Source organism: Pseudoalteromonas sp. SR43-3, from assembly GCF_014163875.1.
Classification (GTDB): Bacteria; Pseudomonadota; Gammaproteobacteria; order Enterobacterales; family Alteromonadaceae; genus Pseudoalteromonas; species Pseudoalteromonas distincta.
Genome location: NZ_JACJEC010000023.1, coordinates 29,889 through 56,062 on the forward strand (window position 1 = coordinate 29,889; position 26,174 = coordinate 56,062).

Genomic DNA, 26,174 nt, shown 5'->3' on the forward strand with positions numbered 1-26,174 from the left:
CCCTAAGATGACAATGTTCTTATTAAGTTTTGGTAATCTTCTTTAATTTCGTGGCTTTCGTCACGTAGTGATTTTATCTTACGACATGCGTGTAATACGGTCGTATGATCGCGTCCACCAAATGCGTCACCAATCTCAGGTAAGCTGTGATTAGTTAATTCTTTAGATAATGCCATGGCAACTTGGCGTGGCCTTGCTATAGAGCGGCTGCGGCGCTTAGACAATAGATCTGACACTCGAATTCGGTAGTACTCAGCAACGGTGCGCTGAATATTATCTATAGTAACCAGCTTATCTTGCAAGGCAAGTAAATCGCGTAGTGCTTCTTTTACAAAATCAATCGAAATTGGACGACCTGTAAAATTAGCATTAGCAATTACACGGTTAAGTGCGCCTTCTAGTTCACGTACATTTGAACGTAATTTTTTGGCGATAAAAAAGGCAACTTCATGTGGTAAGTTAATCTTACTTTGCTGTGCTTTTTTCATCAAAATAGCAACGCGAGTTTCAAGCTCTGGTGGCTCAATCGCGATTGTTAATCCCCAACCAAAACGTGATTTAAGACGGTCTTCGACCCCTTCAATCTCTTTTGGATAACGGTCAGAGGTTAAAATAATTTGTTGGTTGCCTTCAAGCAATGCATTAAAGGTATGAAAAAACTCTTCTTGTGAACGCTCTTTATTAGCAAAAAATTGAATATCATCAATCATTAATGCGTCAACACTGCGGTAATAACGCTTAAATTCTTCTATCGCATTATTTTGTAGTGCCTTTACCATGTCTTGAACAAAGCGTTCTGAATGCATGTAAACTATTTTAGCATCTGGCTTGTTTGCCATAATGCCGTTACCTACAGCATGTAATAAGTGAGTTTTACCTAAACCAGTACCACCGTAAATAAATACAGGGTTAAAAGCAGAGCCAGGATTATCGGCAACTTGAGTGGCCGCTGCTTTTGCTAATTGGTTTGACTTACCCTCAACAAAGCTGTCAAAGGTATAGTTTTCTTTAATGTTAGATTTGTAACCTGACTTAGGTGCAGGTTCAACAACAGGCTTTTGCTCACGAGGCTGGTGTTTTGTAGAAGCTTGTGGTGCTGCTTGTGTTTCTATAACCGGTGCAGCTTGTGCATTTAATAAAGGCTTACTACCTACATCAAAACGTAGCTTTGGTGCTTCAACACCACAAATTTCTACTAATAATTCGTTAATTCTATTTAGGTACTTTTCTCTTACCCAATCAAGCACAAAGCGATTAGGTGCATAAATCGTCAAGGTATCTTCGGTACTTTCTGCTTGTAGTGGTCTTACCCACATACTGAATTGCTGCGAAGGCAGCTCATCTTGCAATACATATAAACAACTTTGCCAAACCGACAGATACACAGTTAAACTCCCAGAGATATAATTTTTATTCCCGCACATCATTAATGATTATAAATCATACATTTATTGCGTTCAAATGGTCCAATAAGCGACCCAAGACCGCGTATTATGAAGGCACTTTATCCACAAGTAAAAGATTGATTTTTATAAAATTGTTGATATCGATGTATAAAATCATTAACAACCTGATTTAAAACAGTTTTTATTTTAGATCCGAAGAGGAGATCATAACAAAATAACACCAAGATCGCGAACCAAATTTACGATCCAATTTTCTTTTCCCCCGCTTTTATTCACTTTTTATACAGGGGCTGTGGAAAACTTCTTATTTATGATGATCCTATCAGATCGCTCTACATGATCTCTTTATGGACCATAAGTAGGCTATATACTGCGAACGTAATTATGATTGACTTTACGTTACTTACTCTATAATATCTCGCGCTCGCAATGGCACCTATGCCAGGATCGCGACCTGTATAGGATGTTTTAACTTTAACCGATCGGATGAGATTGTTATGAAAAGAACTTTTCAACCTAGCGTTTTAAAACGCAAACGTGCACACGGCTTCCGTGCTCGCATGGCAACTGTAAATGGCCGTAAAGTATTAGCACGTCGCCGCGCTAAAGGCCGCAAAGTTCTTTCTGCTTAATTTATAAGTGGAAGACTTTAGCTTTGGCAGGGAGTTACGTCTGTTAACTCCCTCGCATTACTCTCGCATATTTAATGAACCCGCTCGGGCTGCAACTCCTTTCTTTACTCTATTAGCTAAACCAAATGACCAAGAAAAACCTCGGTTAGGTCTTACTGTTGCTAAAAAACGCGTAAAAAAGGCATGCCAACGAAACCGTATTAAACGTCTCGCTCGCGAAAGTTTTCGTTTAAATCAACACAGCATCGATAATATTGATATTGTGCTTATGGTGAAAAGTGGTATTGATGAACAGTCTAATGAAGAATTAACCAAACAACTTACTAAATTATGGCGAAAAATTAACGAACGCTGTAAACCAGGTGCACCTAAACCGCCACCTTTTAAGAAACGCCCAAACAAATCAGCTAAATCTAATAAACAAACCTAATTGCAATAGAATTGCAGGGTTAATTAATGTATCTTTAGCTCACCTTTTAATCATGCATTTAAAATTTCTAATTAAGTCTTTAAATACATGATATCTATCTCACTAAACTTAAGTAGGGGCATAAACATCATGAGGTTAATTAAACCACTTGTTGCTTTTCCTAAGATTTGTTTAGTGTTATTTATCCGCGGTTATCAAAAGTGGATTAGCCCGCTGTTAGGTCCGCATTGTCGTTTTAATCCAAGCTGCTCACATTATGCAATTCAAGCAATTAATTTGCATGGATTTATAAAAGGTAGTTGGTTAGCTTTAAAACGCATATTAAAATGCCATCCTTTACATTCAGGTGGAGACGATCCCGTACCTGAAAAATTAACCCATATTAACCACCAACACGAGAAATAAGAGCTGTTATGGAATCGCAACGCACGTTTTTATTAATTGGCCTAATGCTAGTGTCGTTTTTATTGTTCCAAGAATGGGATAATGATTACAACAAGCCTAAAGCCGATCCAAGTGCCACAACACAAACACTACAAGCAAATTCACCAGAGTCGGATGATTATATTCCTTCATCGTCAGATTCAGGTTTACCCGCTTCAGCAACTTTAGCTAAACGTTCAGTTATTGAAATCACAACTGACGTTTTTAAAGTTAAAATTGACACCAAAGGCGGTGACATTGTTGAAACAGACCTTCTTCAATACGAAGAAACTAAAGGAAGTGAAACACCTTATATGCTTCTTGGTCAGCTTGATAGTGGCAAACAATACTTTTCACAAAGTGGCTTAATTGGCTTAAATGGCCCTGACGCATCAGCTAACGGTCGCCCTACTTATAGTACCGAACAAAAATCATATACCTTAACGGGTGATGAGCTTCGCGTTCCACTTCAGTTTACTGATAGTAATGGTGTTAGTTTTACTAAAACGTATGTATTCAAAAAAGGTCAGTATGACGTAGGCTTAGAATACAAAATCAACAACACTACCAGCGCACCTCTTCAAGTACAGCTATACACGCAAATTAAGCGTACCGTACAAGAAAAAGGTAGCATGGTTGATCAAAACTATTTAGGTGCTGCATACGGTACTGACGAAGAACCATATGAAAAGTATAGTTTTTCAGATATGGCTGATAAAAACCTAAACAAAAACACGCAAGGTGGTTATGTTGCATTTATACAACATTACTTTGTAAGTGCTTGGGTTCCAATGCAGGATCAAACAAATACAATTTATAGCTTAATTACAAAAAGTAATGCCGCTATTATTGGTGCTAAAGATCCCGCTGTAAATATTCAAGCTGGTAGTGAGCAAACACTAACTGCTACTTATTATATGGGTCCGAAAGAGTCAGATATTCTTGAAGCGATTCACCCAGACTTAGACTTAACTGTAGATTACGGTTGGTTATGGTTTATTTCGCAACCTTTATTTGTATTGCTAAAATGGCTACATAGCATTTTAGGTAACTGGGGTGTAGCAATTATTGCCATCACTATTATCGTTAAATCGTTAATGTACCCACTTACTAAAGCGCAATACACTTCAATGGCAAAAATGCGTGCGCTACAGCCTAAAATGGCAGCTCTTAAAGAAAAGTTTGGTGACGACCGTCAAAAGTTCGGCCAAGCAACTATGGAAATGTACAAAAAAGAAAAAGTTAACCCAATGGGTGGCTGTTTCCCTATTTTGCTACAAATGCCAATTTTCTTAGCCTTGTTCTACGTATTCTTAGAGTCAACTGAACTTCGCCATGCTGAATTTATTTTTTGGTTAACAGACCTTTCTGCACAAGACCCGTACTACGTATTACCAATCTTATTTGGTGCGAGTATGTTTGTGACGCAAAAACTTCAGCCTATGACGGTAACTGATCCAATGCAGCAAAAAATGATGACCTTTATGCCGGTTATCTTCTCTGTATTCTTCTTATGGTTCCCATCGGGTTTAGTTCTTTACTGGTTAGTGTCTAACCTTATTTCTATTGTCCAGATGTTAATCATCTACCGTGGCATGGAAAAGAAAGGAATTAAAGTAAGAGGCTAGCGCCTATACCCAAGCCACATCAAGATGCAAAATTCAGCGTTTCACAGGGGCTTAAGATCAAGGCGTTACTTTGCAAGAATGGCAGTCCCTTTTAAAAAGTAACAACGATGAAATTAAGTACCTGTGAAACGCCCAAAGGGTTGGTTTAAAAGCGATTTATACTGCGTTATTGATTTTAACAATAGAACCACTATTATTCTCAATCAATGCCTTGCCTAAATAGCTTTTAACTCCAACTGAAACTCGCATCTTGAGATGGCTTGGGTATATTACTTATATAAAGGCGACTTCGGTCGCCTTTTTTATTGCCTGTTTTTCACCAGAGTATTCGCGAGTGTTTATTTCATAGGTTACAATACCGCCATAAAGTTACTTATCGTTGGCAAATTAATAGCATGATCAATCAAGATACAATTGCAGCACAAGCAACTGCCCCAGGACGTGGTGGTGTTGGTATTATTCGCGTTTCAGGCAGCCTTGCTAAAAGTGTCGCCGAAAAAGTAGTAGGTAAAATTCCTAAAGTTCGCTACGCCGATTACGTGCCATTTAAAAGCCTAGCTGGCGAGCAACTTGATCAAGGTATTGCCATTTACTTTGCAGGTCCTAACTCATTTACAGGCGAAGACGTACTTGAACTACAAGGCCACGGCGGTCCTGTAGTGTTGGATATGTTACTTAAAGAAATTAGTAAAATAGAGGGCGTTCGTTTAGCAAAGCCTGGTGAGTTTTCTGAACGCGCATTTATGAATGACAAGCTTGATTTAACACAAGCAGAGGCCATCGCCGACTTAATTAATGCTACGAGCGAACAAGCTGCCAAAAGCGCCCTACAGTCTCTCCAAGGTGAATTTTCTAAACACATAGAAACGCTTGTAGAAAAAGTAATTCACTTACGTATGTATGTAGAAGCGGCAATAGATTTTCCAGATGAAGAAATTGATTTTTTATCAGACGGTAAGGTATCAGGCGACTTAGACGCTATTATTACTCAGCTTAACACTGTAACCAACCAAGCCAAGCAAGGCAGCATCATGCGCGAAGGTATGCGTGTTGTTATTGCTGGTCGCCCAAATGCCGGTAAATCAAGCCTACTAAACGCCCTAGCCGGTCGTGAAGCTGCAATCGTAACAGAAATAGCTGGTACCACTCGCGACGTACTACGAGAGCATATACACATAGATGGTATGCCACTGCATATTATAGATACCGCAGGCCTACGAGAGAGCCCTGACCGCGTAGAACAAATAGGTATTGAACGGGCGTGGGATGAAATAAACCAAGCCGATCGCGTTTTATTTATGCTTGATGGCACTGACACTATAGATACTGACCCGCATAAAATTTGGCCTGAATTTATGGCCAAATTACCAGAAGGTATGGGGGTTACGGTCATCAGAAATAAAGCTGATTTATCGGGTGATATAGTCGGAATGGAGCAAGAGCAACAATACCCGGTCATCAGCTTAAGTGCTAAAAATGCTGACGGTATTGAACTTGTTCGCGAGCATTTAAAAGCCTGTATAGGCTTTCAAGGCGCAACAGAGGGTGGCTTTATGGCGCGCCGTCGTCATTTGGATGCACTAGAGAGTGCTGCGTATCATTTAGAAACAGGTAAAACACAATTAGAAATGCACATTGCTGGTGAAATATTGGCTGAAGAACTGCGTTTAACACAGCAGTATTTAAACGAAATAACCGGTGAATTTACCTCAGACGACTTACTTGGCAAGATATTTAGCTCATTTTGTATTGGTAAATAAGCACCTTATTACAGATATATGTTTATTATAAGAGCACTTAGGTGCTCTTTTTTTATGTAAAATATTCACTATAAAATATGTATTTGTACCGTCAATCCCAGCCAGTTCTGCCAATAAAATCATACCCAAAGCGATAATTATTACCAGCCAGATCATGTAGATTAGACAGTGAAAAGAGCCTTTAAGTAAGGTATTAATAGCGCAAGTAATACCCATTTTAAGGTCAAAACCGATACAGATTTCAAACAAAAATACGTTTTAAAATCGTTATCCTCCACACAAAAGTTAGTTATAAATAGCTTTTTTATAATTACCTAGCTCATAAAAACTAATATTATTTGCTCAATTTAAGAGCTAAAACGTGACGATAAGCACTCTAAATAATCAACTTTATACAACATATGGACAGACGATCACTGCGGCTTTTTAATAAAAATGACTCGAGATTTGAGTGCATCAAACTTTTGATCTACTAATCCACCAGCAAAATACATAAAAAAAGCAGCTATAAATACGCATTAAATTAAATATATTGAGATCACTTATCCACAAAACCTAATTTTTAGCTCAAATAAATAGTAAATTGAGCCACCTCGCAGAGAAAAACCTAATGCTCTATTAAAAATTATCTGTTTATAAGCTTATTTTTAATTAATTTCGTTAGATCAGCTCAATTAGATCATTTAATAAAATTATTTTCGATCTAAATTTAAGGTTATCAACAACCTTTATATCCACATTATGATCACCTTGTGCTTTTTATGCCTAGATTTATAATTAAATCTTTCACTAAATAGTAATATCAATAACTTAGCGATTATTAAACAACCTAAAAGGTGTGTTTAAACAGAGCTTTCCCCAATGTTATCAACAACTTGATCAGAAGATTACATTTAAAGATATTTTGTTAATTTCTATAATATCAACAACTTAAGGAGGCGCTTTCAAATAAGAGTAAAATTAGCACAAAAATAGTTATACAAAAAAGCACTCTTAACTTTACTGTTACTCACACTCAGTTATCATAGGCAGCAATTAAAACCAATGTGATCACTAATATTCATGAGTTCAGTAAATCTTATTGTTGGCAGCCAAATGGGATCAGCCGAGTATGTTGCAGAGCAACTAAGCGACGCGCTTAATAACCTTGGTATTACTACACAACTACATGATCAACCTGAATTTAGCGATATTGATCAGCAAAATACCATTTGGTTAATTTGCACATCTACTTATGGTGCAGGTGATTATCCTGAAAACTTTATTAGCTTTGTTGAAGATGTGACTCAAGCTAATGATTTATCAGAATTAAAATACTCAGTAATCGCTTTAGGTGATACCAGTTATGACACTTATAACCAAGCTGGACGTAATATAGATGCCTTATTATCTCAAAAAGGCGCTATAAAAGTAGCAGAACGCTTAGAGCTTAATATTCTCGATGAAGCACTACCAGAAGACACAGCATTAGCATGGTTAGACTCTTGGATAACCAAAACAGGCTTAAAATAGATAGATCAAGTAAAAAGTTATATATAAAGTTACCCACAATTTACTAATAATTTAATAGATTTTGTGGATAAAGATTGAATAAACTGCTTTTTAAAGCATGCTTATCCATGGGATAAGATCCAACTGATTCAGCCCTGTGCATAAGGTGCCTTTTTGATCAGAGCTTATTTGCGGGATGATCCGATCATATTAACACCTTTAGATCTGATCTAATTTCATGTTTTAAATGAAGATCTAAACCTTATCAACAGAAAAGCTGATCAGTAGTAGTTATAGTAATAAAAGATCTCTTTAAAAGATCCTTTATATTATTAGAGATCACATACTTAGATCTTGCTCTTTGTTTAATCATTTATCTTCTGCCAATTTCTAGGTAGAATACGCTCCCTTTTGAAGTTTACCGGTTTGATTTAAGTAGGATCCCATTAATGATTTTTCACGAAAATTTTGACGTTATCGTAGTAGGTGGTGGACATGCTGGCACTGAAGCCGCATTAGCAGCTGCCCGTATGGGGATGAATACCCTGCTACTGACTCACAATATGGATACCCTTGGTCAAATGTCTTGTAACCCAGCGATTGGTGGGATTGGCAAAGGTCATTTGGTAAAAGAAATTGATGCGCTTGGCGGTGCAATGGCACAGGCCATTGACAAAGGCGGGATCCAATTTCGCACACTAAACTCTTCAAAAGGACCTGCTGTTCGTGCAACTCGAGCACAAGCAGATCGCGCTTTGTACAAAGCAGCTATTCAAACAACATTACAAAATCAAGATAACCTTAAGATTTTTCAACAATCATGTGATGATCTTATTGTTGAAAACGATCGTGTTACTGGCGTAGTAACTCAAATGGGTTTACGTTTTAGTGCTCCAAGTGTTGTTTTAACCGTGGGTACTTTTTTAGGTGGCCAAATACACATTGGTTTAGAAAATTACAAAGGCGGTCGTGCTGGTGATCCACCATCAATTGCATTGGCTGAACGTTTACGCGAACACCCTTTTAGAGTGGATCGCTTAAAAACAGGTACTCCGCCACGTATTGATGCACGTACTGTTGATTTTACAAAAATGGAAGCACAGCCTGGTGATATGCCAACACCTGTATTTTCATTTATGGGTAAACAATCAGATCACCCACAACAAATACCGTGTTACATCACTTACACAAACGAAAAAACACATGATGTTATTCGTAAAAACCTACATCGCTCACCTATGTACTCAGGTGTTATTGAAGGTATTGGTCCACGCTACTGCCCATCAATTGAAGATAAAATTGTACGTTTTGCGGATAAAGATAAGCACCAAATATTTGTTGAACCTGAAGGCTTAACATCATACGAATTATATCCAAATGGTATTTCTACTAGTTTACCGTTTGATGTACAACTTGAGATTGTGCAATCTATTTCTGGTTTTGAAAATGCACATATTTGTCGACCAGGCTATGCAATAGAATATGACTACTTTGATCCACGCGACTTAAAACAGTCTTTAGAAACAAAATTTATCGAAGGCTTATTTTTCGCGGGTCAAATTAACGGCACTACCGGTTATGAAGAAGCGGGTGCACAAGGCTTAATCGCAGGTATGAATGCTGCGTTAAAAGTGCAAGGTAAAGATTCTTGGACGCCACGTCGCGATGAAGCTTACGTGGGTGTATTAATCGACGACTTAGCAACACTGGGTACGAAAGAACCGTACCGCATGTTTACTAGCCGTGCCGAATACCGTTTACTACTTCGTGAAGATAATGCAGATATTCGCTTAACTGAAAAAGGCCGTGAGCTGGGTTTAGTTAATGACGAACGTTGGCAGGCATTTAACGAAAAAATGGAAGTAATTGAGAAAGAAAAACAACGCATTAAAGATACGTGGATTCATAAAGATCACGTCGTTGTTGATCAAGTAAATGCATTACTAAAAACACCATTAACTCGTGAAGCAAGTTTAGAAGAATTACTTCGTCGTCCAGAGATTCGTTATAACGATCTTATGGCTATTGACGGTTTAGGATCTGAATTTACAAACGTAGCAGCACTTGAACAAGTTGAGATCCATACTAAGTACGCAGGCTATATTGCGCGTCAACAAGATGAGATCAATAAGCAGCTTCGTCATGAGCAAACAATTTTACCAAAAGAGTTTGATTACAAAACTGTATCAGGTTTATCAAATGAGGTTGTTGCTAAGCTTATTGAGTCACGTCCAGACACTATTGGCCAAGCATCGCGTATTTCTGGTATCACCCCAGCGGCGATTTCGCTATTATTAGTGTATCTGAAGAAGCAAGGCTTATTACGCAAATCTGCGTAACGATAAGGGTACATAGTGTTACAGCAACAATTAACTACATTGTTAGCGCAAACTGATATTGCGCTAACGGAAAAACAACAGCAACAGCTAGTTCGTTACGTCGAGTTATTAGATAAGTGGAATAAAGCTTATAATTTAACTTCGGTACGCTTACCTGAAGAAATGATGATTAAGCATATTATGGATAGTTTAGTTGTTGCACCTCACTTACCCGGTCATCATTATATTGATGTTGGCACAGGGCCTGGCCTTCCGGGCATTGTATTAGCGATTGCATTACCTAACACACAATTTGTGTTACTAGATAGTCTAGGTAAACGCGTTCGCTTTTTAATGCATGTTAAACATGAGCTTGGCCTTGATAACGTAACACCTGTTCAGTCAAGAGTTGAAGAATATCAGCCAAGTGTTAAATTAGATGGCGTACTCAGTCGTGCATTTGCTTCATTACAAGATATGGTTGACTGGTGTTCGCACTTAATTGATCATTCGGGTAAATTTATAGCGCTTAAAGGTGTGTTCCCTAGTGAAGAGCTAGAGTCATTACCTACTGGCGTTAAGTTTGAGCAAAAAATTGCATTAGAAGTACCTAAGTTAGATGCACAACGACATTTAATTATTCTTTCTAAAGACTAGGGATCAGAGACACTGTGGCAAAAGTCATCGCATTAGCAAATCAAAAAGGTGGAGTGGGTAAAACTACAACCGCTGTAAACCTCGCTGCGTCTATGGCTGCAACGAAACGTAAAGTGCTGTTAATTGATCTCGATCCGCAAGGCAATGCGACTATGGGAAGTGGCGTAGATAAGTACGGCGACGTACCAACTATTTACGACTTACTCATTGAAGATAAACCTATAGAAGACGTTATTATCAAAGAAACGTCTGGCGAATACCATATGATTGCTGCAAATGGTGATGTAACCGCTGCAGAAGTTAAACTTATGGAATTATTTGCCCGTGAAGTGCGCTTACGTAACGCACTTGAAAAAATTCAGGATCAGTACGAATTTATTTTTATCGACTGTCCACCCTCTTTAAATATGTTAACTGTTAACGCAATGGCCGCAGCTGATTCTATTTTAGTGCCAATGCAGTGTGAGTATTATGCACTTGAAGGGTTAACCGCATTAATGGATACGATTACGCAGCTTGCTAAGTTAGTAAACCCTAGCTTACAAATTGAAGGCATACTTCGTACTATGTACGATCCGCGTAACCGTTTAGCGAATGACGTATCAGAACAATTAAAACAACATTTTGGCGACAAAGTATACCGTACGGTGATCCCGCGTAATGTTCGTTTAGCAGAGGCACCTAGTTTTGGTACACCTGCTATGTATTATGACCGGGCATCAAGTGGCGCTAAAGCATATTTAGCACTCGCTGGTGAAATGTTACGTAGAAAAGAAAAAACAGCGTCCGTTGTCGCCTAACTTTGAGGTAAAAAAATAACATGTCTGCTAAAAAACGAGGTTTAGGCCGAGGACTCGATGCACTTTTAAGTTCGTCAAAGCCTACACCGAGCGCAAGCAAGGAACAAGACACATCAAACGTGACTGAAGCTGTAAAAAATGCGGCTGGGCCAAATAACAGTGAATTACAAAAACTCCCAATCGAGTTTTTACACTCTGGTAAATATCAACCTCGTAAAGACATGTCCGAAGAGGCACTAGAAGAGCTTGCTAGTTCTATTCGCTCACAAGGTATTATTCAACCTATAGTCGTGCGCCCTATTGCACATAATAGTTTTGAAATTATCGCCGGTGAGCGTCGTTGGCGTGCAGCGCAAATAGCTAAGCTTGAAACAGTACCTTGTATTATTAAAGACGTACCAGATGAAGCTGCAGTTGCTATTGCGCTAATAGAAAATATTCAACGTGAAGACTTAAATGCCATGGAAGAAGCGGTTGCGTTAAATCGCTTACTTAATGAATTTGAACTAACACATCAACAAGTAGCAGATGCGGTGGGCAAATCACGCACTACAGTAACTAACTTACTTCGTTTAAATAATTTAAACAGTGATGTAAAAATTCTGTTAGAACATGGCGACATTGAAATGGGGCACGCTCGTTGTTTATTAGCCCTTGAAGGAGAAGCACAATCAGATGCTGCTCGTTTAGCTGTTGCTAAAGCATTAACCGTTCGTGAAACCGAGAAGTTAGTTCGTTCAATTTTAGAACCCGTGCCAGCTAAAGAAATAGCTGAAAAAGATCCAGACGTTAAACAGTTAGAGCAACAACTCGCTGAAAACCTAGGTGCCAAAGTAGAAATAAATTACAACAAAAAAGGCAAAGGTAAGCTTGTTATTTCTTATACTAATTTGGACGAACTTGACGGCATTTTAAATCGCATTAATCAAGACAATACCCACCATTAGTTTTCTACATGTCTAAAAAGGGACATTTGTAGCTATTTCGTGTTACAAAGCGTCTACTCAAGTTGCAAAACTGGCAGGATTAAGTATAATTTCGCCAGTTTTCACACCCTAACAATTAGAACGCAATAAAGGTTAACTAAACGTGACTGATAAGTTAGCGAGTCCATATCGACTTGCCGTATTAAAGTTAATTTGCCTTCAGGGTTTTGTAGCATTAGTTGCTGCTGTAATTATTTGTTTTAGTTCGGGAGTCAATGCCGCGCTTTCATCACTCGCTGGTGGAGTTGTCGCAGTACTTCCGCACTTTGTATTTGGTCTTTATGCATTCAGACATATGGGTGCAAGTCGAGCAAATCAAGCGTATGCCTCGTTGAAACGCGGCAACGGATTAAAATTTATGCTAACAATTGTATTGTTTGCGCTAGTACTGAAGCATTTTCCGGTAATTTTATTACCCTTTTTTAGTACTTATATACTGGCGCTCTTTACTGGATTGTTCGCACCCGTTTTTTTTAAACATTAACTTTGGGATATAACATGGCAGCAGAAGAAGTTACTCTATCTGGCCATATCCAGCACCATTTGACCAATGCTAAGATGTGTTCGACCGATACAGGTCTCGCCTTCAATAAAGCATGTACGGATAGTGGTTTCTGGACATGGCATATAGATACCCTCGCATGGTCTATCGGTTTAGGTCTTATATTTTTATGGATCTTTCGTAGTGCCGCTAAAAAATCAACACTAGGTGTACCTGGAAAATTTCAATGTTTCATTGAAATGGTAGTAGAGTTTGTTGGTGACAACGTACGTGATACTTTCCATGGTAAAAGCAAGCTTATTGCACCATTAGCATTAACAATATTCGTTTGGATATTTTTAATGAACTTAATGGATTTAATACCGGTTGACTTTTTACCTGCATTAGCTGGTTTTGTTGGTGAAACTGCGTTTGGTATGGATTCACACGATGTGTACATGAAAATTGTACCAACGACTGACATTAATATGACTGCAGCGCTAGCGCTGGGTGTATTTATTTTAATGATAGGCTACTCAATTAAAATAAAAGGAATCGGTGGTTTTATTAAAGAACTAACACTTCATCCGTTTAGTTCAAATAATACTGCATTACAAATCCTTTTAATCCCGTTTAACTTATTACTTGAACTGATTGCGCTGGTTTCTAAACCGTTTTCATTAGCGCTACGTCTGTTTGGTAACTTATATGCAGGTGAATTGATTTTCATCTTGATCGGCGCTATCGGATTTATGCAATTACCATTGCATTTTGTTTGGGCTGTATTCCACATCTTAGTAATTGTATTGCAAGCATTCGTATTTATGATGCTAACAATCGTATACCTAAGCATGGCTAGCTCAGATAATCACTAATTTTATATTTACAATTTTACTTTTACTTTTAACTTTACAATTGAAACTTTGGAGAAATAAATGGAAGCTTTAGAATTATTAAACGGCTTAAAATACATCGCAGTAGCTTTACTAATCGGTTTTGGTGCAATCGGCACTGCAATCGGTTTTGGTAACATGGGCGGTAAATTCCTTGAAGCATGTGCGCGTCAACCTGAGCTTGCACCTTCGCTACAAGTTAAGATGTTTATTCTTGCTGGTCTAATCGATGCTGTAGCAATGATTGGTGTTGGTATCGCTATGGTATTGTTGTTCGTACTTTAATTTTATTTTTTGAACAGCTTACTATTTAAGGAGGAGCGGTTGTGAATTTAAACGCCACTCTTATCGGTGAATTGATTGCGTTTACGGTGTTCGTATTATTTTGTATGAAATACGTATGGCCACCACTAAACGGTGCAATTGAAGCTCGCCAGAAAAAAATCGAAGATGGTTTAGCTGCCTCTGATAGAGCCGAAAAAGACTTAGAACTTGCGCAAAAGAAAGCTGCTGAACAGCTTAAAGATGCAAAAGCTCAAGCGGCTGATATCATTGATCAAGCTAAAAAGCGTGCAGTGCTAATTGTTGACGAAGAAACACTTCGTGGTCAGCAAGAGCGTGAAAGTATCATTGCTCAAGGGCACTCTGAAGTTGAGTCTGAACGTAATCGCATAACAGAAGAGCTACGTAAGCAAGTAGCAACTCTGGCAGTGATTGGTGCAGAACGTATTTTAGAGCGTGAAATTAATCAAGCCGCACATAGTGACATCGTTGAAAAACTTGTCGCTGAGCTGTAATTAGGAGGGTATGAGCATGTCTAATTTGACTACTATCGCTCGCCCATACGCTAAAGCGGCTTTTGAACTTGCCGTTGAGAAAGGCACTCTAGAAAGCTGGAATGATATGTTGTTCTTTGCAGGCCACGTAGCCAGCAATGAACAAGCATCATCTGCTTTAGCAGGTATGCCTACAGCTACTGCACAAGCTGAATTATTTATTCAACTTTGTGCTGAGCAGCTCAACGAACAAGGTCAGAACCTAGTTAAGGTGATGGCTGAAAATGGACGTTTGACAGCTCTACCTGACGTTGCTGAGTTATTTGCTGAATTTAAAGCAGAATACGATAAAGAAATCGAAGTAGATGTGATTTCTGCAACTCCTCTTGTTGCTGCGCAACAAGAGTCATTGGTAGCGGCACTTGAAAAACGTTTCGCACGCAAAGTTAAGCTGAATTGTAGTGAAGACGCGTCAGTGGTTGGTGGACTTATTATTAGGTCTGGCGACACTGTAATCGACGGTACTATTCGCGGTAAATTAAGCCGCTTAGCTACAACACTACAATCGTAATTGGGAAAAAGAGCATGCAACTTAATTCCACTGAAATTTCAGATCTGATCAAACAACGTATTGAGAAGTTCGAAGTTGTAAGTGAAGCTCGTAACGAAGGTACTATTGTATCTGTTACTGACGGTATCATCCGCATCCACGGTCTTGCTGACTGTATGCAAGGTGAAATGATTGAGCTTCCTGGCAGCCGTTATGCTATCGCACTAAACCTTGAGCGCGACTCAATTGGTGCAGTAGTAATGGGTCCGTACGCTGACCTTACTGAAGGCGTAAAAGTATATACAACTGGTCGTATTTTAGAAGTTCCTGTTGGTCCTGGTCTACTTGGTCGTGTTGTAAACACACTAGGTGCTCCAATCGATGGTAAAGGCGCTTTAGATAACGACGGGTTTGAACCTGTAGAAAAAATTGCACCTGGTGTAATCGAGCGTAAATCAGTAGATGAGCCAGTTCAAACTGGTTATAAATCTATCGATGCGATGATTCCAGTTGGTCGTGGTCAACGTGAACTTATCATCGGTGACCGTCAAACAGGTAAAACTGCACTAGCAATCGATGCAATCATCAATCAAAAAGACACAGGCGTTAAGTGTGTGTACGTTGCGATTGGTCAAAAAGCATCTACTATTGCAAACGTAGTTCGTAAATTAGAAGAGCATGGTGCACTAGCAAATACTATCGTAGTTGTTGCATCTGCTTCTGAATCTGCGGCACTTCAGTACTTAGCACCGTTCGCGGGCTGTACTATGGGTGAATACTTCCGTGACCGTGGTGAAAACGCATTAATCGTATATGATGATTTGTCTAAGCAAGCAGTTGCTTACCGTCAAATTTCATTACTACTTAAGCGTCCACCAGGCCGTGAAGCATACCCAGGTGACGTATTCTACCTTCACTCTCGTCTTTTAGAGCGTGCATCGCGTGTAAACGCAGATTACGTTGAAAAGTTCACTAATGGTGAAGTGAAAGGTAAAACTGGTTCATTGACGGCATTGCCAATCATTGAAACTCAAGGCGGCGACGTTTCTGCGTTCGTACCGACTAACGTTATCTCTATCACCGATGGTCAGATCTTCTTAGAAACTGACTTATTCAACTCAGGTATCCGTCCAGCAGTAAATGCTGGTATCTCGGTATCGCGTGTTGGTGGTGCTGCACAAACTAAAATCGTTAAGAAACTAGGTGGCGGTATTCGTCTAGCCCTAGCTCAGTACCGTGAATTAGCTGCGTTCTCGCAGTTCGCGTCTGACCTTGATGATGCTACTCGTGCTCAACTTGAGCATGGTGAGCGTGTAACAGAGCTAATGAAGCAGAAACAGTACGCGCCAATGTCTGTTGCTGAAATGTCTTTGTCGTTATTTGCCGCTGAAAAAGGCTTCCTTCAAGACATCGAAATCGCGAAAATCGGTGACTTTGAAGCAGCTTTACTTTCTTATGCAACTAGCACATACGCAGAGCTTGTGGCTCAAATCAATGAAACTGGTAACTTGAATGCCGAGATCGAAGCGCAGCTTAAAGAACTTCTTACGAAGTTCAAGTCTACGCAAACTTGGTAATTTAGTTATTAATGGTGCGCTTTAGGAAACTAAAGCACACCTTGATTCGGAGAGAGAGTCATGGCCAGCGGAAAAGAGATTAAAAGCAAGATCGGGAGTATTAAAAACACTCAAAAGATCACTAGCGCAATGGAAATGGTTGCTGCGTCTAAAATGAAAAGGGCGCAAGAACGCGTTGCTTCAAGCCGTCCATACGCTAATAAATTACGTGAAGTAATTGGTCGTGTTGCTCAAGCAAATCTTGATTTTACTCACCCGTTCTTAAAAGAACGTGAAGTGAAACGAGTTGGTTATATTGTTATCTCTACAGACCGTGGTCTGTGTGGCGGCCTAAACTCAAACGAGTTTAAGAAAGTTGCACTTGATGTTAAAGCGTGGAAAGAGAAAGGTGTTGATGCTGAATTTGCTACTTTAGGTAGTAAGGCAGCTGGCTTCTTTCAACGTTTTGGTGGTCAACTACTCGCTAAAAAAGCGGGCCTAGGAGATAAACCTTCAGTACAAGACGTTATTGGTCCTGTAAAAGTTATGCTTGATGCATTTTCTGAAGGCAAAATAGACCGTTTATTCTTGGTATATAACAAATTCGTTAATACCATGAAGCAAGAGCCAATTATAGATCAGTTACTCCCTTTGCCAAAAGCTGAAGAAGAAGTATCTGCTCACACATGGGATTACTTATACGAGCCAAACCCAGAGGCTATTTTAGAGTCTTTGTTAGTACGCTTTATTGAGTCTCAAGCATACCAAGGTGTGGTAGAAAATGCTGCCTCAGAACAGGCTGCTCGTATGGTTGCAATGAAAGCTGCAACTGATAACGCAGGTGACCTTATGGACGAGCTACAGCTTGTTTATAACAAGGCTCGCCAAGCAGCAATCACACAAGAAATTAGTGAGATTTGTTCTGGCTCAGCAGCAGTTTAATGCTTCAGGTAAAGATTAACGAGAGGAATAGACATGAGTTTAGGTAAGGTCGTCCAAATTATCGGCGCCGTTGTGGATATTGAATTTCCACAAGATAGCGTGCCAGCGGTATACCACGCACTAAGAGTAACAGATGGCGATTTAGCTGGTTTGACTTTAGAAGTTCAACAACAGCTAGGTGGCGGTGTAGTGCGTACTATCGCTATGGGTACTACTGATGGTTTACGTCGTAGTGCTTTAGTTATGAATACAGGTGAATCGATTCAAGTTCCAGTTGGTAAAGCAACACTTGGTCGTATCATGAACGTACTTGGTGAGCCAATCGATGAAGCGGGTCCAATCGGCGAAGAAGACCGTATGTCTATTCACCGTGCAGCGCCTTCATACGAAGAGCAATCAAGTTCAGTTGAGCTTTTAGAAACTGGTATCAAGGTTATCGACCTTGTATGTCCGTTTGCTAAAGGTGGTAAAGTTGGTTTATTCGGTGGTGCCGGTGTTGGTAAAACTGTAAACATGATGGAACTTATCCGTAACATCGCAATCGAGCACAGCGGCTACTCAGTATTCGCAGGTGTTGGTGAGCGTACACGTGAGGGTAACGATTTCTACCATGAGATGAACGATTCAAACGTACTTGATAAAGTATCGCTTGTATACGGTCAGATGAACGAGCCTCCAGGTAACCGTTTACGCGTAGCGTTAACAGGTCTTACTATGGCTGAAAAGTTCCGTGATGAAGGTCGCGATGTACTTTTCTTCGTAGATAATATCTACCGTTATACACTTGCTGGTACAGAAGTATCTGCACTTCTTGGTCGTATGCCATCAGCGGTAGGTTACCAGCCTACACTTGCTGAAGAAATGGGTGTGCTTCAAGAGCGTATCGCTTCAACTAAGACTGGTTCAATTACATCAATCCAAGCGGTATACGTACCTGCGGATGATTTAACGGATCCATCTCCAGCAACTACATTTGCTCACTTAGACGCAACAGTAGTACTTTCACGTGATATCGCATCACTTGGTATCTACCCTGCGGTAGACCCACTTGATTCATCTTCACGTCAACTTGACCCACAAGTAATTGGTCAAGAGCACTACGATACAGCACGTGGCGTTCAAACAGTTCTTCAGCGTTACAAAGAACTTAAGGACATCATTGCAATCCTAGGTATGGACGAGCTTTCTGACGAAGATAAGCAACTTGTATCTCGTGCACGTAAAATCCAACGTTTCCTATCTCAGCCATTCTTCGTGGCAGAGGTGTTTACAGGCGCGTCTGGTAAATACGTATCACTGAAAGATACAATTGCTGGCTTCAAAGGCATTTTAAACGGCGAGTTTGATGAGCTTCCAGAGCAAGCGTTTTACATGGTTGGCTCTATCGAAGAAGCTCAAGAAAAAGCCAAAGGCATGTAACTAGGAGGGTAGTATGACAGCTATGACTGTACATCTTGACGTAGTAAGCGCAGAGCAGAGCTTGTTCTCTGGTCTTGTTGAATCGATTCAAGTATCTGGTAGTGAAGGCGAGCTGGGTGTAAACCTAGGTCATGCTCCACTACTAACTGCCCTTAAACCTGGTATGGTACGTTTAGTTAAGCAATATGGTCACGAAGATGTGTTATATGTTGCTGGCGGTACATTAGAAGTTCAACCAAATCACATCACGATTCTTGCAGATACTGCGGTTCGTGGTGAAGATTTAGATGAAGATTCTGTACAAAAAGCTAAACGTGAAGCTGAAGAACATATGGCGAATTCGTCAGCTGTTGAGTTTGATTATCAACAAGCGGCTACGCGACTGGCAGAAGCAGTTGCTCAGTTACGCGTAATTCAGCAATTACGTCACAAGTAAGCCTATCCGGTTTTGAAAAGCCCACTTTATGTGGGCTTTTTTGTGTCTGTAATTTAAACATGGTGTATCGCTTATTTATAATTGTTAAATAACAGGTCTATCAGACTATTATCTGTGCTTTATCACTTATATCCTTCACCAATCCTCGCTACAATAACGTCATCCAATTAAGTGTGTTTTTCAGTCAAGATTCAGTACGAATAAACTAACCTACTGAGTATCTGCACAAGAAGTGATTTACGTAATCTTCTGCACAAACATAATACTTATTTAGCTAAAACAACGGAAAAAGGAAATTGTTTTAATGGCTCTAACAACTGTTATTCTTGCTGCGGGTAAAGGTACTCGTATGCGCTCTGCTCTACCTAAAGTTTTGCACAATGTTGCAGGTAAACCAATGGTACAGCACGTTATTGATAATGCGATGGCATTAGGTGCAACGACTACAAACTTAGTTTACGGACACGGCGGCGATCTATTACAACAACAACTTGCCGATAACGATGTAAATTGGGTACTTCAAGCAGAACAACTCGGTACTGGCCACGCAGTAGCGCAAGCCAACTCTCATATTAACGATGAAGACACAGTATTGATTTTATACGGCGATGTACCGCTAACAAAACAATCAACTCTAGAGCGTTTATTAGCTGCAACACCTAAAAATGGTTTAGCGGTATTAACGGTAAATTTGGTAAACCCAAATGGCTATGGTCGCATGCTTCGTGTTGGTGGTAAGTTAGTCGGTATTGTTGAGCAAAAAGATGCAAGCTCAGAGCAGTTACTTATTAACGAAGTAAATACAGGCATTATGGCTGTTAACGGTAAGCTATTAAAAACATGGTTAGGTAACTTATCTAACAATAATGCACAAGGCGAGTACTACTTAACAGATATCGTTGCAATGGCTCACAGTGAAGGCGTAGAGATCACTTCAGCGCAACCAGATCATGCAATGGAAGTTGAAGGCGCAAATAACCGCGTACAACTTGCAGGCTTAGAGCGCGCTTACCAAGCATGGCAAGCAGAAGAGTTAATGTTAAATGGCGCAACACTTGCCGACCCTGCCCGTATAGATGTGCGTGGAACAGTTACTACCGGTGAAGATGTACTTATCGACGTAAACGTTATCTTTGAAGGTAATGTAACCCTTGGTAACAACGTACAAATTGGCCCTAACTGTGTACTTAAAAACTGTACCATAGGCGATAACGTGGTAATAAAAGCTAATACCTTAATTGAAGATGCAAGCGTAGCTGCTAAATGTACGCTGGGCCCTTATGCTCGCCTTCGCCCTGGCGCTGTTATGGAAGAAGACTCGCACATTGGTAACTTTGTTGAGATGAAAAAAACCCGTTTAGGCAAAGGCTCAAAAGCCAACCACTTAAGTTATTTAGGTGATGCTGAAATTGGCGAAAAAGTGAATATTGGCGCTGGCACTATTACCTGCAACTACGATGGTGTTAATAAATCAAAAACTATTATTGGCGATAATGCTTTTATTGGCTCTAATTCATCACTCGTTGCCCCAGTAAATATAGGCGCAACTGCAACAATTGGTGCAGGCTCTGTGATCACCAGTACCGTTGAAGATGACCAATTAGCAATAGCACGCTCTAAACAGCGTAATTTAACGGGTTGGAAACGCCCAGTTAAAAAATAATAAGCCAACACCTTTTTAAAGCGAGTTATATACTCGCTTTTTTATTGTTTATATTTTGGCTGTTATTTAAACTAATGGTTAACGGATTAAAAAATACACTCAAGGACTCTTATGTCTGCATATGCTCGCCGTGCTATTGCCGAAAGGCAACGTCAAAATCAAATTAAAAGTCTTCTATCAGGTAACAATCACACGCTGATACAAATGAACTCTGCAGAGTTTGTAGACTACATTATTTCTGTAAAGATGAAGCAAGGTAAATCTCGTTCAGAAGTGGTTGATTGGCTTGATGAGTTACTGGAAGAGCATAATTCACTATCAAGTAAATGGAAACGAATTAGAGATCCATTAAAGACAGGAGGTGGGTTATACCCTTTATTTGGTGATATGAAGGCATTAGCCATTATAGCGGCTGCAATGCAGCGCCAAGGTAATGTTTTCGGTAAGTTTAAAATTAAAGTTTATAATGGTTCCCCCGCTATTATAATGACTTCTTACCCTGGTATCAGAGCTCATTTAACGGGAACTCATTATTTAGCAAGTAATCCTAGGCTTTTTACTATCGGCGTAGGCAAGCTAGAAGCTTCTAAAGCAATGAAAGGAGGCTTTGTAGTTAGTTTATTAATTTCAGTTACATTCCACAGTGTAGATTTGTTTTTAAATGATCAAAAAACATGGCATGACTTAGTCGCAGGTATAGCTGTCGATATGGCAGTTGTTGGAGCTGCTATAGCTACAACATTTGCAGTTACTTATTTTGCAACCGCTTTTGCTGGGGCCATTATTGTTACTACTGCTGCAATACCTCTCCTTATTGTTGTCAGTGTAGGTATAGTTTTTACTGCCTTAACTATGGTTTTTTCAACAGATCCTATAGCGGATGCCATTGCTTATAAGTTGCGAGAACTTGAAAGCAATCTTCGCTCTGAGATTATTGAGGTTAATAAAAAATTAGAAAAGGGTTTTAGTGAAGATCCTTATGCTTTTTTTAACTTTATGTTTGGAGTTCCAACAATAAATCTTAATCGTGGTAAAAATGAGTACAATTGATGTCTATTTTAGAATGGCAGAAATCTGAAGAACGCTTTTTAGAACAAACTTTCGAGCATAAGCTAACAGTTGTTATAGGCTTGGTTGTGTTTGTATTATTCTCAATGACTTTATTTTATTTCTCTTATTACGGGTTTGTTGAAAATGTTTATTTTGATGACTCGCTTTATTATATTAGAGAAAGTGGCCTGTTGGCTCCAATAATAGCAATGACACCGTTTCCTGTGCTTATGACAATTGCCGGTTTTCAAAAGGTATTCAATTTTCGCAACGAGAAAACAATAAAGCTAATGGTAAAACTTATGCTTTGGGCAATTCCTCTATATATAACTTTATCTATTACTAATAGTTTTTATATCGAGTCTAAATTAATAGGGAAGGGTTATAGTTTTTGTCATTGGTATACTAGTCCATCTTTTAGAGGTCCTGATGTTTGGCTAAAAAACGATGAGTTATGCTTACAAGATGGCTCTGTCATAATCAGTGATATAGCCGATTGGTTCGAGCAAAAAAATCAACAAGGTATTGAACCTTCTGTTGATGAGCTAAAAGAGTTTATAAAAGAAACTAGAAAAAGTCGTGATGATTATACTAATTATAAGTAGTGAAAAGTCACCATTAAAGAGTAATAAGCTAACATCTATGTAGAACTATTTCATGGCTCACTTTTATGCAACCGAGGGGCTGTGTTAATTGTAGTGTAGTTGATGAATATAAGTTGAAACAGAAATGAGCTATAACTAATGCCTATTTTAGAATGGAAAAAAGCAGATAAAAAGTTATATCTTGCAAATATGAAAGAATTAGCATCTGTTTTTTTCTTGTTAATTGTTAGTGGGGGACTGTGCTACAAAATAGCCTTAAACTTTTTTTCCGAAGTGGAAACTATATTTTTAGTTAGTCAGCCTCAATTTTTTATCAAAGAGCAAGCCACCATACTATTATCTTTTTTATTATTACCTTGCTTATTTCTAACGTTTTTATCGACTTTACAGCGTTTTTTGGGGTTTGATATAAAGTTAACTTTAATTAATGCATTTAAAAGTGCAGTTGTAGGTTTAATTGTTTTATTAATTCTATCAATCCCGACGAATCTTGTCATAGAGTCTAATTTAAAAAGCAAAGGTTACACTTATTGTAGTTGGTATACAGGATCCTCACTTCGAGCGCCTGATGTTTGGCTAAAAAACGATGAGTTATGCTTACAAGATGGCTCTGTCATAATCAGTGATATAGCCGATTGGTTCGAGCAAAAAAACCAACAAGGTATTGAGCCTTCTGTTGATGAGCTAAAAGAGTTTATAAAAGAAACTCGAAAAAGGCGTAATGAGTATATTAATAGGTTTTAGCTACAAACCTGCTTTCATGGGCAATAAGTACTCCTTAGCTTCAAGCGAGTTATATACTCGCTTTTTTATTGCCGAAAGCTAATCAAAATAAAATTGCCATAATCTTGTCATGCCTGTGTGTTGATATTTAGCAAATACAATACTAAGGAAAATCACATGTTTAAAAAATCAATTATTACGCTGTCACTTATATCTGTTCTTACTGGTTGCTCACTTGATGGTGACGATGGCCAAAACGGCTCTCAAGGATTACAGGGAGAACAAGGCGCAAATGGCATTAATGGGATAAATGGTGTAAATGCTAATTCAGTATTAAATATTAGCCTCGTAGGAAGAGGAGTATTAAATGCACAAAGTCCAGAAGGTGCCGCTGAAATAGTTGCTTACCAAGCATCTAAAAAATGGATTTACGCTATTAACAGTTCAGGCGATGACGCTGTTATTAATATTTTACCCGCCGATACCTTTGATACTGCCGCACTTGTTAAAGATAACGAAGGGGTTATAAACGGCACAAATTTAACGCCCGTTATTACGTTGTCTTTAAACGAGCATACCCAAGGCGATGCAAACAGCATTGCTATTGATGAAAATAATAATTTACTAGCGGTCGCAATGGCTGCTAAAAGCACGGGTGATGCAGGTCAAATTGCTTTTTACGATATAAGCGGCGACTCACCTGTATTTATTAAAAATGTTACAGTCGGATTTTTACCAGACATGGTGACGTTCACCCACGATGGCGCAAAGGCAGTGGTTGCTAACGAAGGTGAACCAAGTGGCGACTACAGCGTAGATCCTGAAGGTTCTATTAGTATTATCGATATAACAAATAATGTAATAGCCGATACGGCAATAAATATTGATTTTAAAGCCTATAACAACAAACAAACCGAACTAGAAGCACAAGGGGTAGTTTTTGCAAACCCCAATGGTCGTACTATTAACGGTAATCTAATAAATACCACCGTAGCTATGGATTTAGAACCCGAGTACGTTAGCATTTCTAAAGATAACAAATACGCTTATGTATCTATTCAAGAAAACAATGCACTTGCAATAGTTAACCTACAAGACAACAGCCTTGAGCTAAAGGGCTTAGGCTTTAAAGATTGGTCAAGCTTACAACTTGATGCCTCAGATAAAGATGGCGGCGTTAATTTTAAATCATACCCAGGGCTCTATGGTATGTACCAGCCCGATACTATCTCAAGCTTTAGTTGGAAAGGCGCTAACTTTATAGTCACTGCCAACGAAGGTGACGCAAGAGAATACTTTTTTGATACAACGGATGAAGCAGATTGTATAGCAAAGGGGGGACTTGATTACGATAAAGACGACGGCTGCTTAGCTTATATAGATGAGAGCCGCGTTGAAGACTTAACGCTTGCAGCTAATTTTGATTACTTAAATAACGACGATAATGATATTGGTCGCTTAAAAGTAACAACAATAAAAGGCGATACTAATAATGATGGTCAATACGAATCGCTTTATGCTTATGGTGCACGTTCGTTTACCATTTTGGACAGCAATGGGCTGGTGGTGTTTGATTCAGGCGATGATATAGGTCGTATTACTGCATCGGTTCATGGTGAAGCATTTAACAACAATGAAGATGAAAACAAAGGTGACTCACGTTCAGATGATAAAGGCGCAGAGCCAGAAGCGCTGACTATTGGTAAAATTGACGATCGTACATTTGCTTTTATAGGGCTCGAGCGTATGGGTGGGATTATGGTTTATGATATTACCAATCCATATAATGTGCAGTTTGAAGACTACTTCTATAATAGAGGCTTAATTAAAGACGCTAATATTACAGGCGATTTAGCGCCTGAAGGAATGGAATTCGTTCCAGCTGAGCAAAGTGCTACAGGAAACCCACTATTAATCGTTGGAAATGAAATATCAGGCTCCATTGCCGTATGGGAAATAGCATCTAAATAAACCTTTAATTTAAAATAAAGCTGTGTGTTGTTTGTTTAACATACAGCTTAGTTTAAACCTTACTAATACCTCATCAATAGATACTTATATTGTGCGTGTTTTTTAAACTAAAAGTATCCTGTAGCCCTTTATTTGTATAGCTTTCATACTAAATTCATTTAATTGTCAAAAAGCTGAAATAAAACATTGACCCCCGCTCGAATCTCCCTATAATGCGACCCCACTGAGACGGGAAACAGCAACGCATAGCGAGGCACGAACTACTCACAGAGTTAAATAAAACTTCGGTTTTAAATCTTCTAAAAAGAAAGTTTAAAACAAAGTGTTGACTCGAAAAATAAAGGGTGTATTATTCGCATCCCTTGAGACGCTAAAGCGACTCAAAACGTTCTTTAACAATATAAAGCAATCATCTGTGTGGGCACTCGTACAGATTGAGTTCTAACAGCCAACCTACTTAGGTAGCGAGGCAAACAAATTAGAGTCTCAATTGAAAACTGAGTGACCAACAGAAGTAACTTATTTATAAGTTGCTTCGGCACAGTCAATTCAATATCGAAAGATATTAAAAAATTCAG

25 protein-coding genes are annotated in these 26,174 nt (G+C 39.1%); 24 read left to right on the forward strand and 1 reads right to left on the reverse strand.

Annotated features, from left to right (window positions below; all coding sequences use genetic code 11):
• Positions 1–2: 2 nt before the first annotated feature.
• Positions 3–1,385: a chromosomal replication initiator protein DnaA gene (dnaA, locus tag H5088_RS18040; protein WP_182754042.1), complete on the reverse strand. Its 1,383-nt coding sequence runs from the start codon at positions 1,383–1,385 to the stop codon at positions 3–5.
• Positions 1,386–1,903: 518 nt separating this feature from the next.
• Here dnaA and rpmH point away from each other — a divergent pair.
• The 24 genes from rpmH to H5088_RS18160 all read left to right on the forward strand — a co-directional run bounded on the left by rpmH (position 1,904) and on the right by H5088_RS18160 (position 25,596).
• Entirely contained in the window at positions 1,904–2,038 is a 135-nt protein-coding gene (gene rpmH, locus H5088_RS18045; RefSeq protein ID WP_004335215.1) for a 50S ribosomal protein L34, read from the forward strand.
• 7 nt (positions 2,039–2,045) lie between these two features.
• Positions 2,046–2,468, forward strand: coding sequence for a ribonuclease P protein component (gene rnpA / locus H5088_RS18050; protein ID WP_004335217.1), 423 nt, complete (start codon positions 2,046–2,048; stop codon positions 2,466–2,468).
• A 129-nt stretch (positions 2,469–2,597) separates the two neighbouring features.
• On the forward strand, positions 2,598–2,873 hold the full coding sequence (gene yidD / locus H5088_RS18055; protein ID WP_004335219.1) for a membrane protein insertion efficiency factor YidD: 276 nt from the start codon (positions 2,598–2,600) through the stop codon (positions 2,871–2,873).
• A gap of 8 nt (positions 2,874–2,881) precedes the next feature.
• A complete protein-coding gene (gene yidC, locus H5088_RS18060) occupies positions 2,882–4,519 on the forward strand; it encodes a membrane protein insertase YidC (RefSeq protein WP_024597181.1) in 1,638 nt (545 codons plus the stop codon).
• Positions 4,520–4,914: 395 nt separating this feature from the next.
• Entirely contained in the window at positions 4,915–6,279 is a 1,365-nt protein-coding gene (gene mnmE / locus H5088_RS18065; protein ID WP_007584209.1) for a tRNA uridine-5-carboxymethylaminomethyl(34) synthesis GTPase MnmE, read from the forward strand.
• Between the two features lie 1,062 nt (positions 6,280–7,341).
• Positions 7,342–7,791 carry an FMN-binding protein MioC gene (mioC, locus tag H5088_RS18070; protein ID WP_024604761.1) on the forward strand — a complete coding sequence of 150 codons (450 nt, stop codon included), beginning with the start codon at positions 7,342–7,344 and terminating at the stop codon, positions 7,789–7,791.
• Between the two features lie 428 nt (positions 7,792–8,219).
• Positions 8,220–10,109, forward strand: coding sequence for a tRNA uridine-5-carboxymethylaminomethyl(34) synthesis enzyme MnmG (mnmG, locus tag H5088_RS18075; RefSeq protein WP_004335230.1), 1,890 nt, complete (start codon positions 8,220–8,222; stop codon positions 10,107–10,109).
• 15 nt (positions 10,110–10,124) lie between these two features.
• Entirely contained in the window at positions 10,125–10,745 is a 621-nt protein-coding gene (rsmG, locus tag H5088_RS18080) for a 16S rRNA (guanine(527)-N(7))-methyltransferase RsmG (RefSeq protein WP_004335232.1), read from the forward strand.
• 14 nt (positions 10,746–10,759) lie between these two features.
• Positions 10,760–11,545, forward strand: coding sequence for a ParA family protein (locus tag H5088_RS18085; protein ID WP_004335235.1), 786 nt, complete (start codon positions 10,760–10,762; stop codon positions 11,543–11,545).
• 20 nt (positions 11,546–11,565) lie between these two features.
• Positions 11,566–12,492, forward strand: a complete 927-nt coding sequence (locus H5088_RS18090; protein ID WP_154904168.1) for a ParB/RepB/Spo0J family partition protein — start codon at positions 11,566–11,568, stop codon at positions 12,490–12,492.
• Positions 12,493–12,634: 142 nt separating this feature from the next.
• Positions 12,635–13,015 (forward strand): ATP synthase subunit I, encoded by a 381-nt coding sequence (locus H5088_RS18095; RefSeq protein ID WP_182754044.1) that lies wholly within the window; start codon positions 12,635–12,637, stop codon positions 13,013–13,015.
• A 14-nt stretch (positions 13,016–13,029) separates the two neighbouring features.
• A complete protein-coding gene (atpB, locus tag H5088_RS18100) occupies positions 13,030–13,887 on the forward strand; it encodes a F0F1 ATP synthase subunit A (protein WP_024597178.1) in 858 nt (285 codons plus the stop codon).
• A gap of 60 nt (positions 13,888–13,947) precedes the next feature.
• Complete coding sequence (atpE, locus tag H5088_RS18105) at positions 13,948–14,190, forward strand: F0F1 ATP synthase subunit C (protein WP_008112128.1); 243 nt, start codon at positions 13,948–13,950, stop codon at positions 14,188–14,190.
• Positions 14,191–14,231: 41 nt separating this feature from the next.
• Positions 14,232–14,702 (forward strand): F0F1 ATP synthase subunit B, encoded by a 471-nt coding sequence (gene atpF, locus H5088_RS18110; protein ID WP_004335264.1) that lies wholly within the window; start codon positions 14,232–14,234, stop codon positions 14,700–14,702.
• A gap of 16 nt (positions 14,703–14,718) precedes the next feature.
• Positions 14,719–15,252 carry a F0F1 ATP synthase subunit delta gene (gene atpH / locus H5088_RS18115; protein WP_004335267.1) on the forward strand — a complete coding sequence of 178 codons (534 nt, stop codon included), beginning with the start codon at positions 14,719–14,721 and terminating at the stop codon, positions 15,250–15,252.
• 14 nt (positions 15,253–15,266) lie between these two features.
• A complete protein-coding gene (gene atpA / locus H5088_RS18120) occupies positions 15,267–16,808 on the forward strand; it encodes a F0F1 ATP synthase subunit alpha (protein ID WP_004335270.1) in 1,542 nt (513 codons plus the stop codon).
• 60 nt (positions 16,809–16,868) lie between these two features.
• Positions 16,869–17,729: a F0F1 ATP synthase subunit gamma gene (gene atpG, locus H5088_RS18125; RefSeq protein ID WP_182673049.1), complete on the forward strand. Its 861-nt coding sequence runs from the start codon at positions 16,869–16,871 to the stop codon at positions 17,727–17,729.
• Between the two features lie 33 nt (positions 17,730–17,762).
• The gene (gene atpD, locus H5088_RS18130; RefSeq protein WP_004335274.1) at positions 17,763–19,148 is read left to right on the forward strand and encodes a F0F1 ATP synthase subunit beta; all 1,386 of its coding nucleotides are present in this window, start codon (positions 17,763–17,765) and stop codon (positions 19,146–19,148) included.
• Positions 19,149–19,161: 13 nt separating this feature from the next.
• Positions 19,162–19,584 (forward strand): F0F1 ATP synthase subunit epsilon, encoded by a 423-nt coding sequence (locus tag H5088_RS18135; protein ID WP_004335277.1) that lies wholly within the window; start codon positions 19,162–19,164, stop codon positions 19,582–19,584.
• A gap of 304 nt (positions 19,585–19,888) precedes the next feature.
• Entirely contained in the window at positions 19,889–21,247 is a 1,359-nt protein-coding gene (glmU, locus tag H5088_RS18140; protein ID WP_182754046.1) for a bifunctional UDP-N-acetylglucosamine diphosphorylase/glucosamine-1-phosphate N-acetyltransferase GlmU, read from the forward strand.
• 111 nt (positions 21,248–21,358) lie between these two features.
• Complete coding sequence (locus H5088_RS18145; RefSeq protein ID WP_182754048.1) at positions 21,359–22,297, forward strand: hypothetical protein; 939 nt, start codon at positions 21,359–21,361, stop codon at positions 22,295–22,297.
• Complete coding sequence (locus tag H5088_RS18150; protein WP_149605240.1) at positions 22,297–22,902, forward strand: DUF1240 domain-containing protein; 606 nt, start codon at positions 22,297–22,299, stop codon at positions 22,900–22,902. Before H5088_RS18145 ends, H5088_RS18150 begins: the two co-directional genes overlap by 1 nt.
• Before the next feature lie 138 nt (positions 22,903–23,040).
• Complete coding sequence (locus tag H5088_RS18155; RefSeq protein WP_182749652.1) at positions 23,041–23,646, forward strand: DUF1240 domain-containing protein; 606 nt, start codon at positions 23,041–23,043, stop codon at positions 23,644–23,646.
• A 156-nt stretch (positions 23,647–23,802) separates the two neighbouring features.
• Positions 23,803–25,596 (forward strand): choice-of-anchor I family protein, encoded by a 1,794-nt coding sequence (locus H5088_RS18160; RefSeq protein WP_182754050.1) that lies wholly within the window; start codon positions 23,803–23,805, stop codon positions 25,594–25,596.
• The last annotated feature ends 578 nt before the right edge of the window (positions 25,597–26,174 follow it).

What these genes read in the sequence shown, in the direction of transcription:
- rpmH (WP_004335215.1), top strand. Translation starts at nt 1,904, where the DNA reads ATGAAAAGAACTTTTCAACCTAGCGTTTTAAAACGCAAACGTGCACAC.
- yidD (WP_004335219.1), top strand. Translation starts at nt 2,598, where the DNA reads ATGAGGTTAATTAAACCACTTGTTGCTTTTCCTAAGATTTGTTTAGTG.
- yidC (WP_024597181.1), top strand. Translation starts at nt 2,882, where the DNA reads ATGGAATCGCAACGCACGTTTTTATTAATTGGCCTAATGCTAGTGTCG.
- mnmE (WP_007584209.1), top strand. Translation starts at nt 4,915, where the DNA reads ATGATCAATCAAGATACAATTGCAGCACAAGCAACTGCCCCAGGACGT.
- mioC (WP_024604761.1), top strand. Translation starts at nt 7,342, where the DNA reads ATGAGTTCAGTAAATCTTATTGTTGGCAGCCAAATGGGATCAGCCGAG.
- mnmG (WP_004335230.1), top strand. Translation starts at nt 8,220, where the DNA reads ATGATTTTTCACGAAAATTTTGACGTTATCGTAGTAGGTGGTGGACAT.
- H5088_RS18090 (WP_154904168.1), top strand. Translation starts at nt 11,566, where the DNA reads ATGTCTGCTAAAAAACGAGGTTTAGGCCGAGGACTCGATGCACTTTTA.
- atpB (WP_024597178.1), top strand. Translation starts at nt 13,030, where the DNA reads ATGGCAGCAGAAGAAGTTACTCTATCTGGCCATATCCAGCACCATTTG.
- atpE (WP_008112128.1), top strand. Translation starts at nt 13,948, where the DNA reads ATGGAAGCTTTAGAATTATTAAACGGCTTAAAATACATCGCAGTAGCT.
- atpH (WP_004335267.1), top strand. Translation starts at nt 14,719, where the DNA reads ATGTCTAATTTGACTACTATCGCTCGCCCATACGCTAAAGCGGCTTTT.
- atpA (WP_004335270.1), top strand. Translation starts at nt 15,267, where the DNA reads ATGCAACTTAATTCCACTGAAATTTCAGATCTGATCAAACAACGTATT.
- atpG (WP_182673049.1), top strand. Translation starts at nt 16,869, where the DNA reads ATGGCCAGCGGAAAAGAGATTAAAAGCAAGATCGGGAGTATTAAAAAC.
- atpD (WP_004335274.1), top strand. Translation starts at nt 17,763, where the DNA reads ATGAGTTTAGGTAAGGTCGTCCAAATTATCGGCGCCGTTGTGGATATT.
- H5088_RS18135 (WP_004335277.1), top strand. Translation starts at nt 19,162, where the DNA reads ATGACAGCTATGACTGTACATCTTGACGTAGTAAGCGCAGAGCAGAGC.
- glmU (WP_182754046.1), top strand. Translation starts at nt 19,889, where the DNA reads ATGGCTCTAACAACTGTTATTCTTGCTGCGGGTAAAGGTACTCGTATG.
- H5088_RS18145 (WP_182754048.1), top strand. Translation starts at nt 21,359, where the DNA reads ATGTCTGCATATGCTCGCCGTGCTATTGCCGAAAGGCAACGTCAAAAT.
- H5088_RS18150 (WP_149605240.1), top strand. Translation starts at nt 22,297, where the DNA reads ATGTCTATTTTAGAATGGCAGAAATCTGAAGAACGCTTTTTAGAACAA.
- H5088_RS18155 (WP_182749652.1), top strand. Translation starts at nt 23,041, where the DNA reads ATGCCTATTTTAGAATGGAAAAAAGCAGATAAAAAGTTATATCTTGCA.
- H5088_RS18160 (WP_182754050.1), top strand. Translation starts at nt 23,803, where the DNA reads ATGTTTAAAAAATCAATTATTACGCTGTCACTTATATCTGTTCTTACT.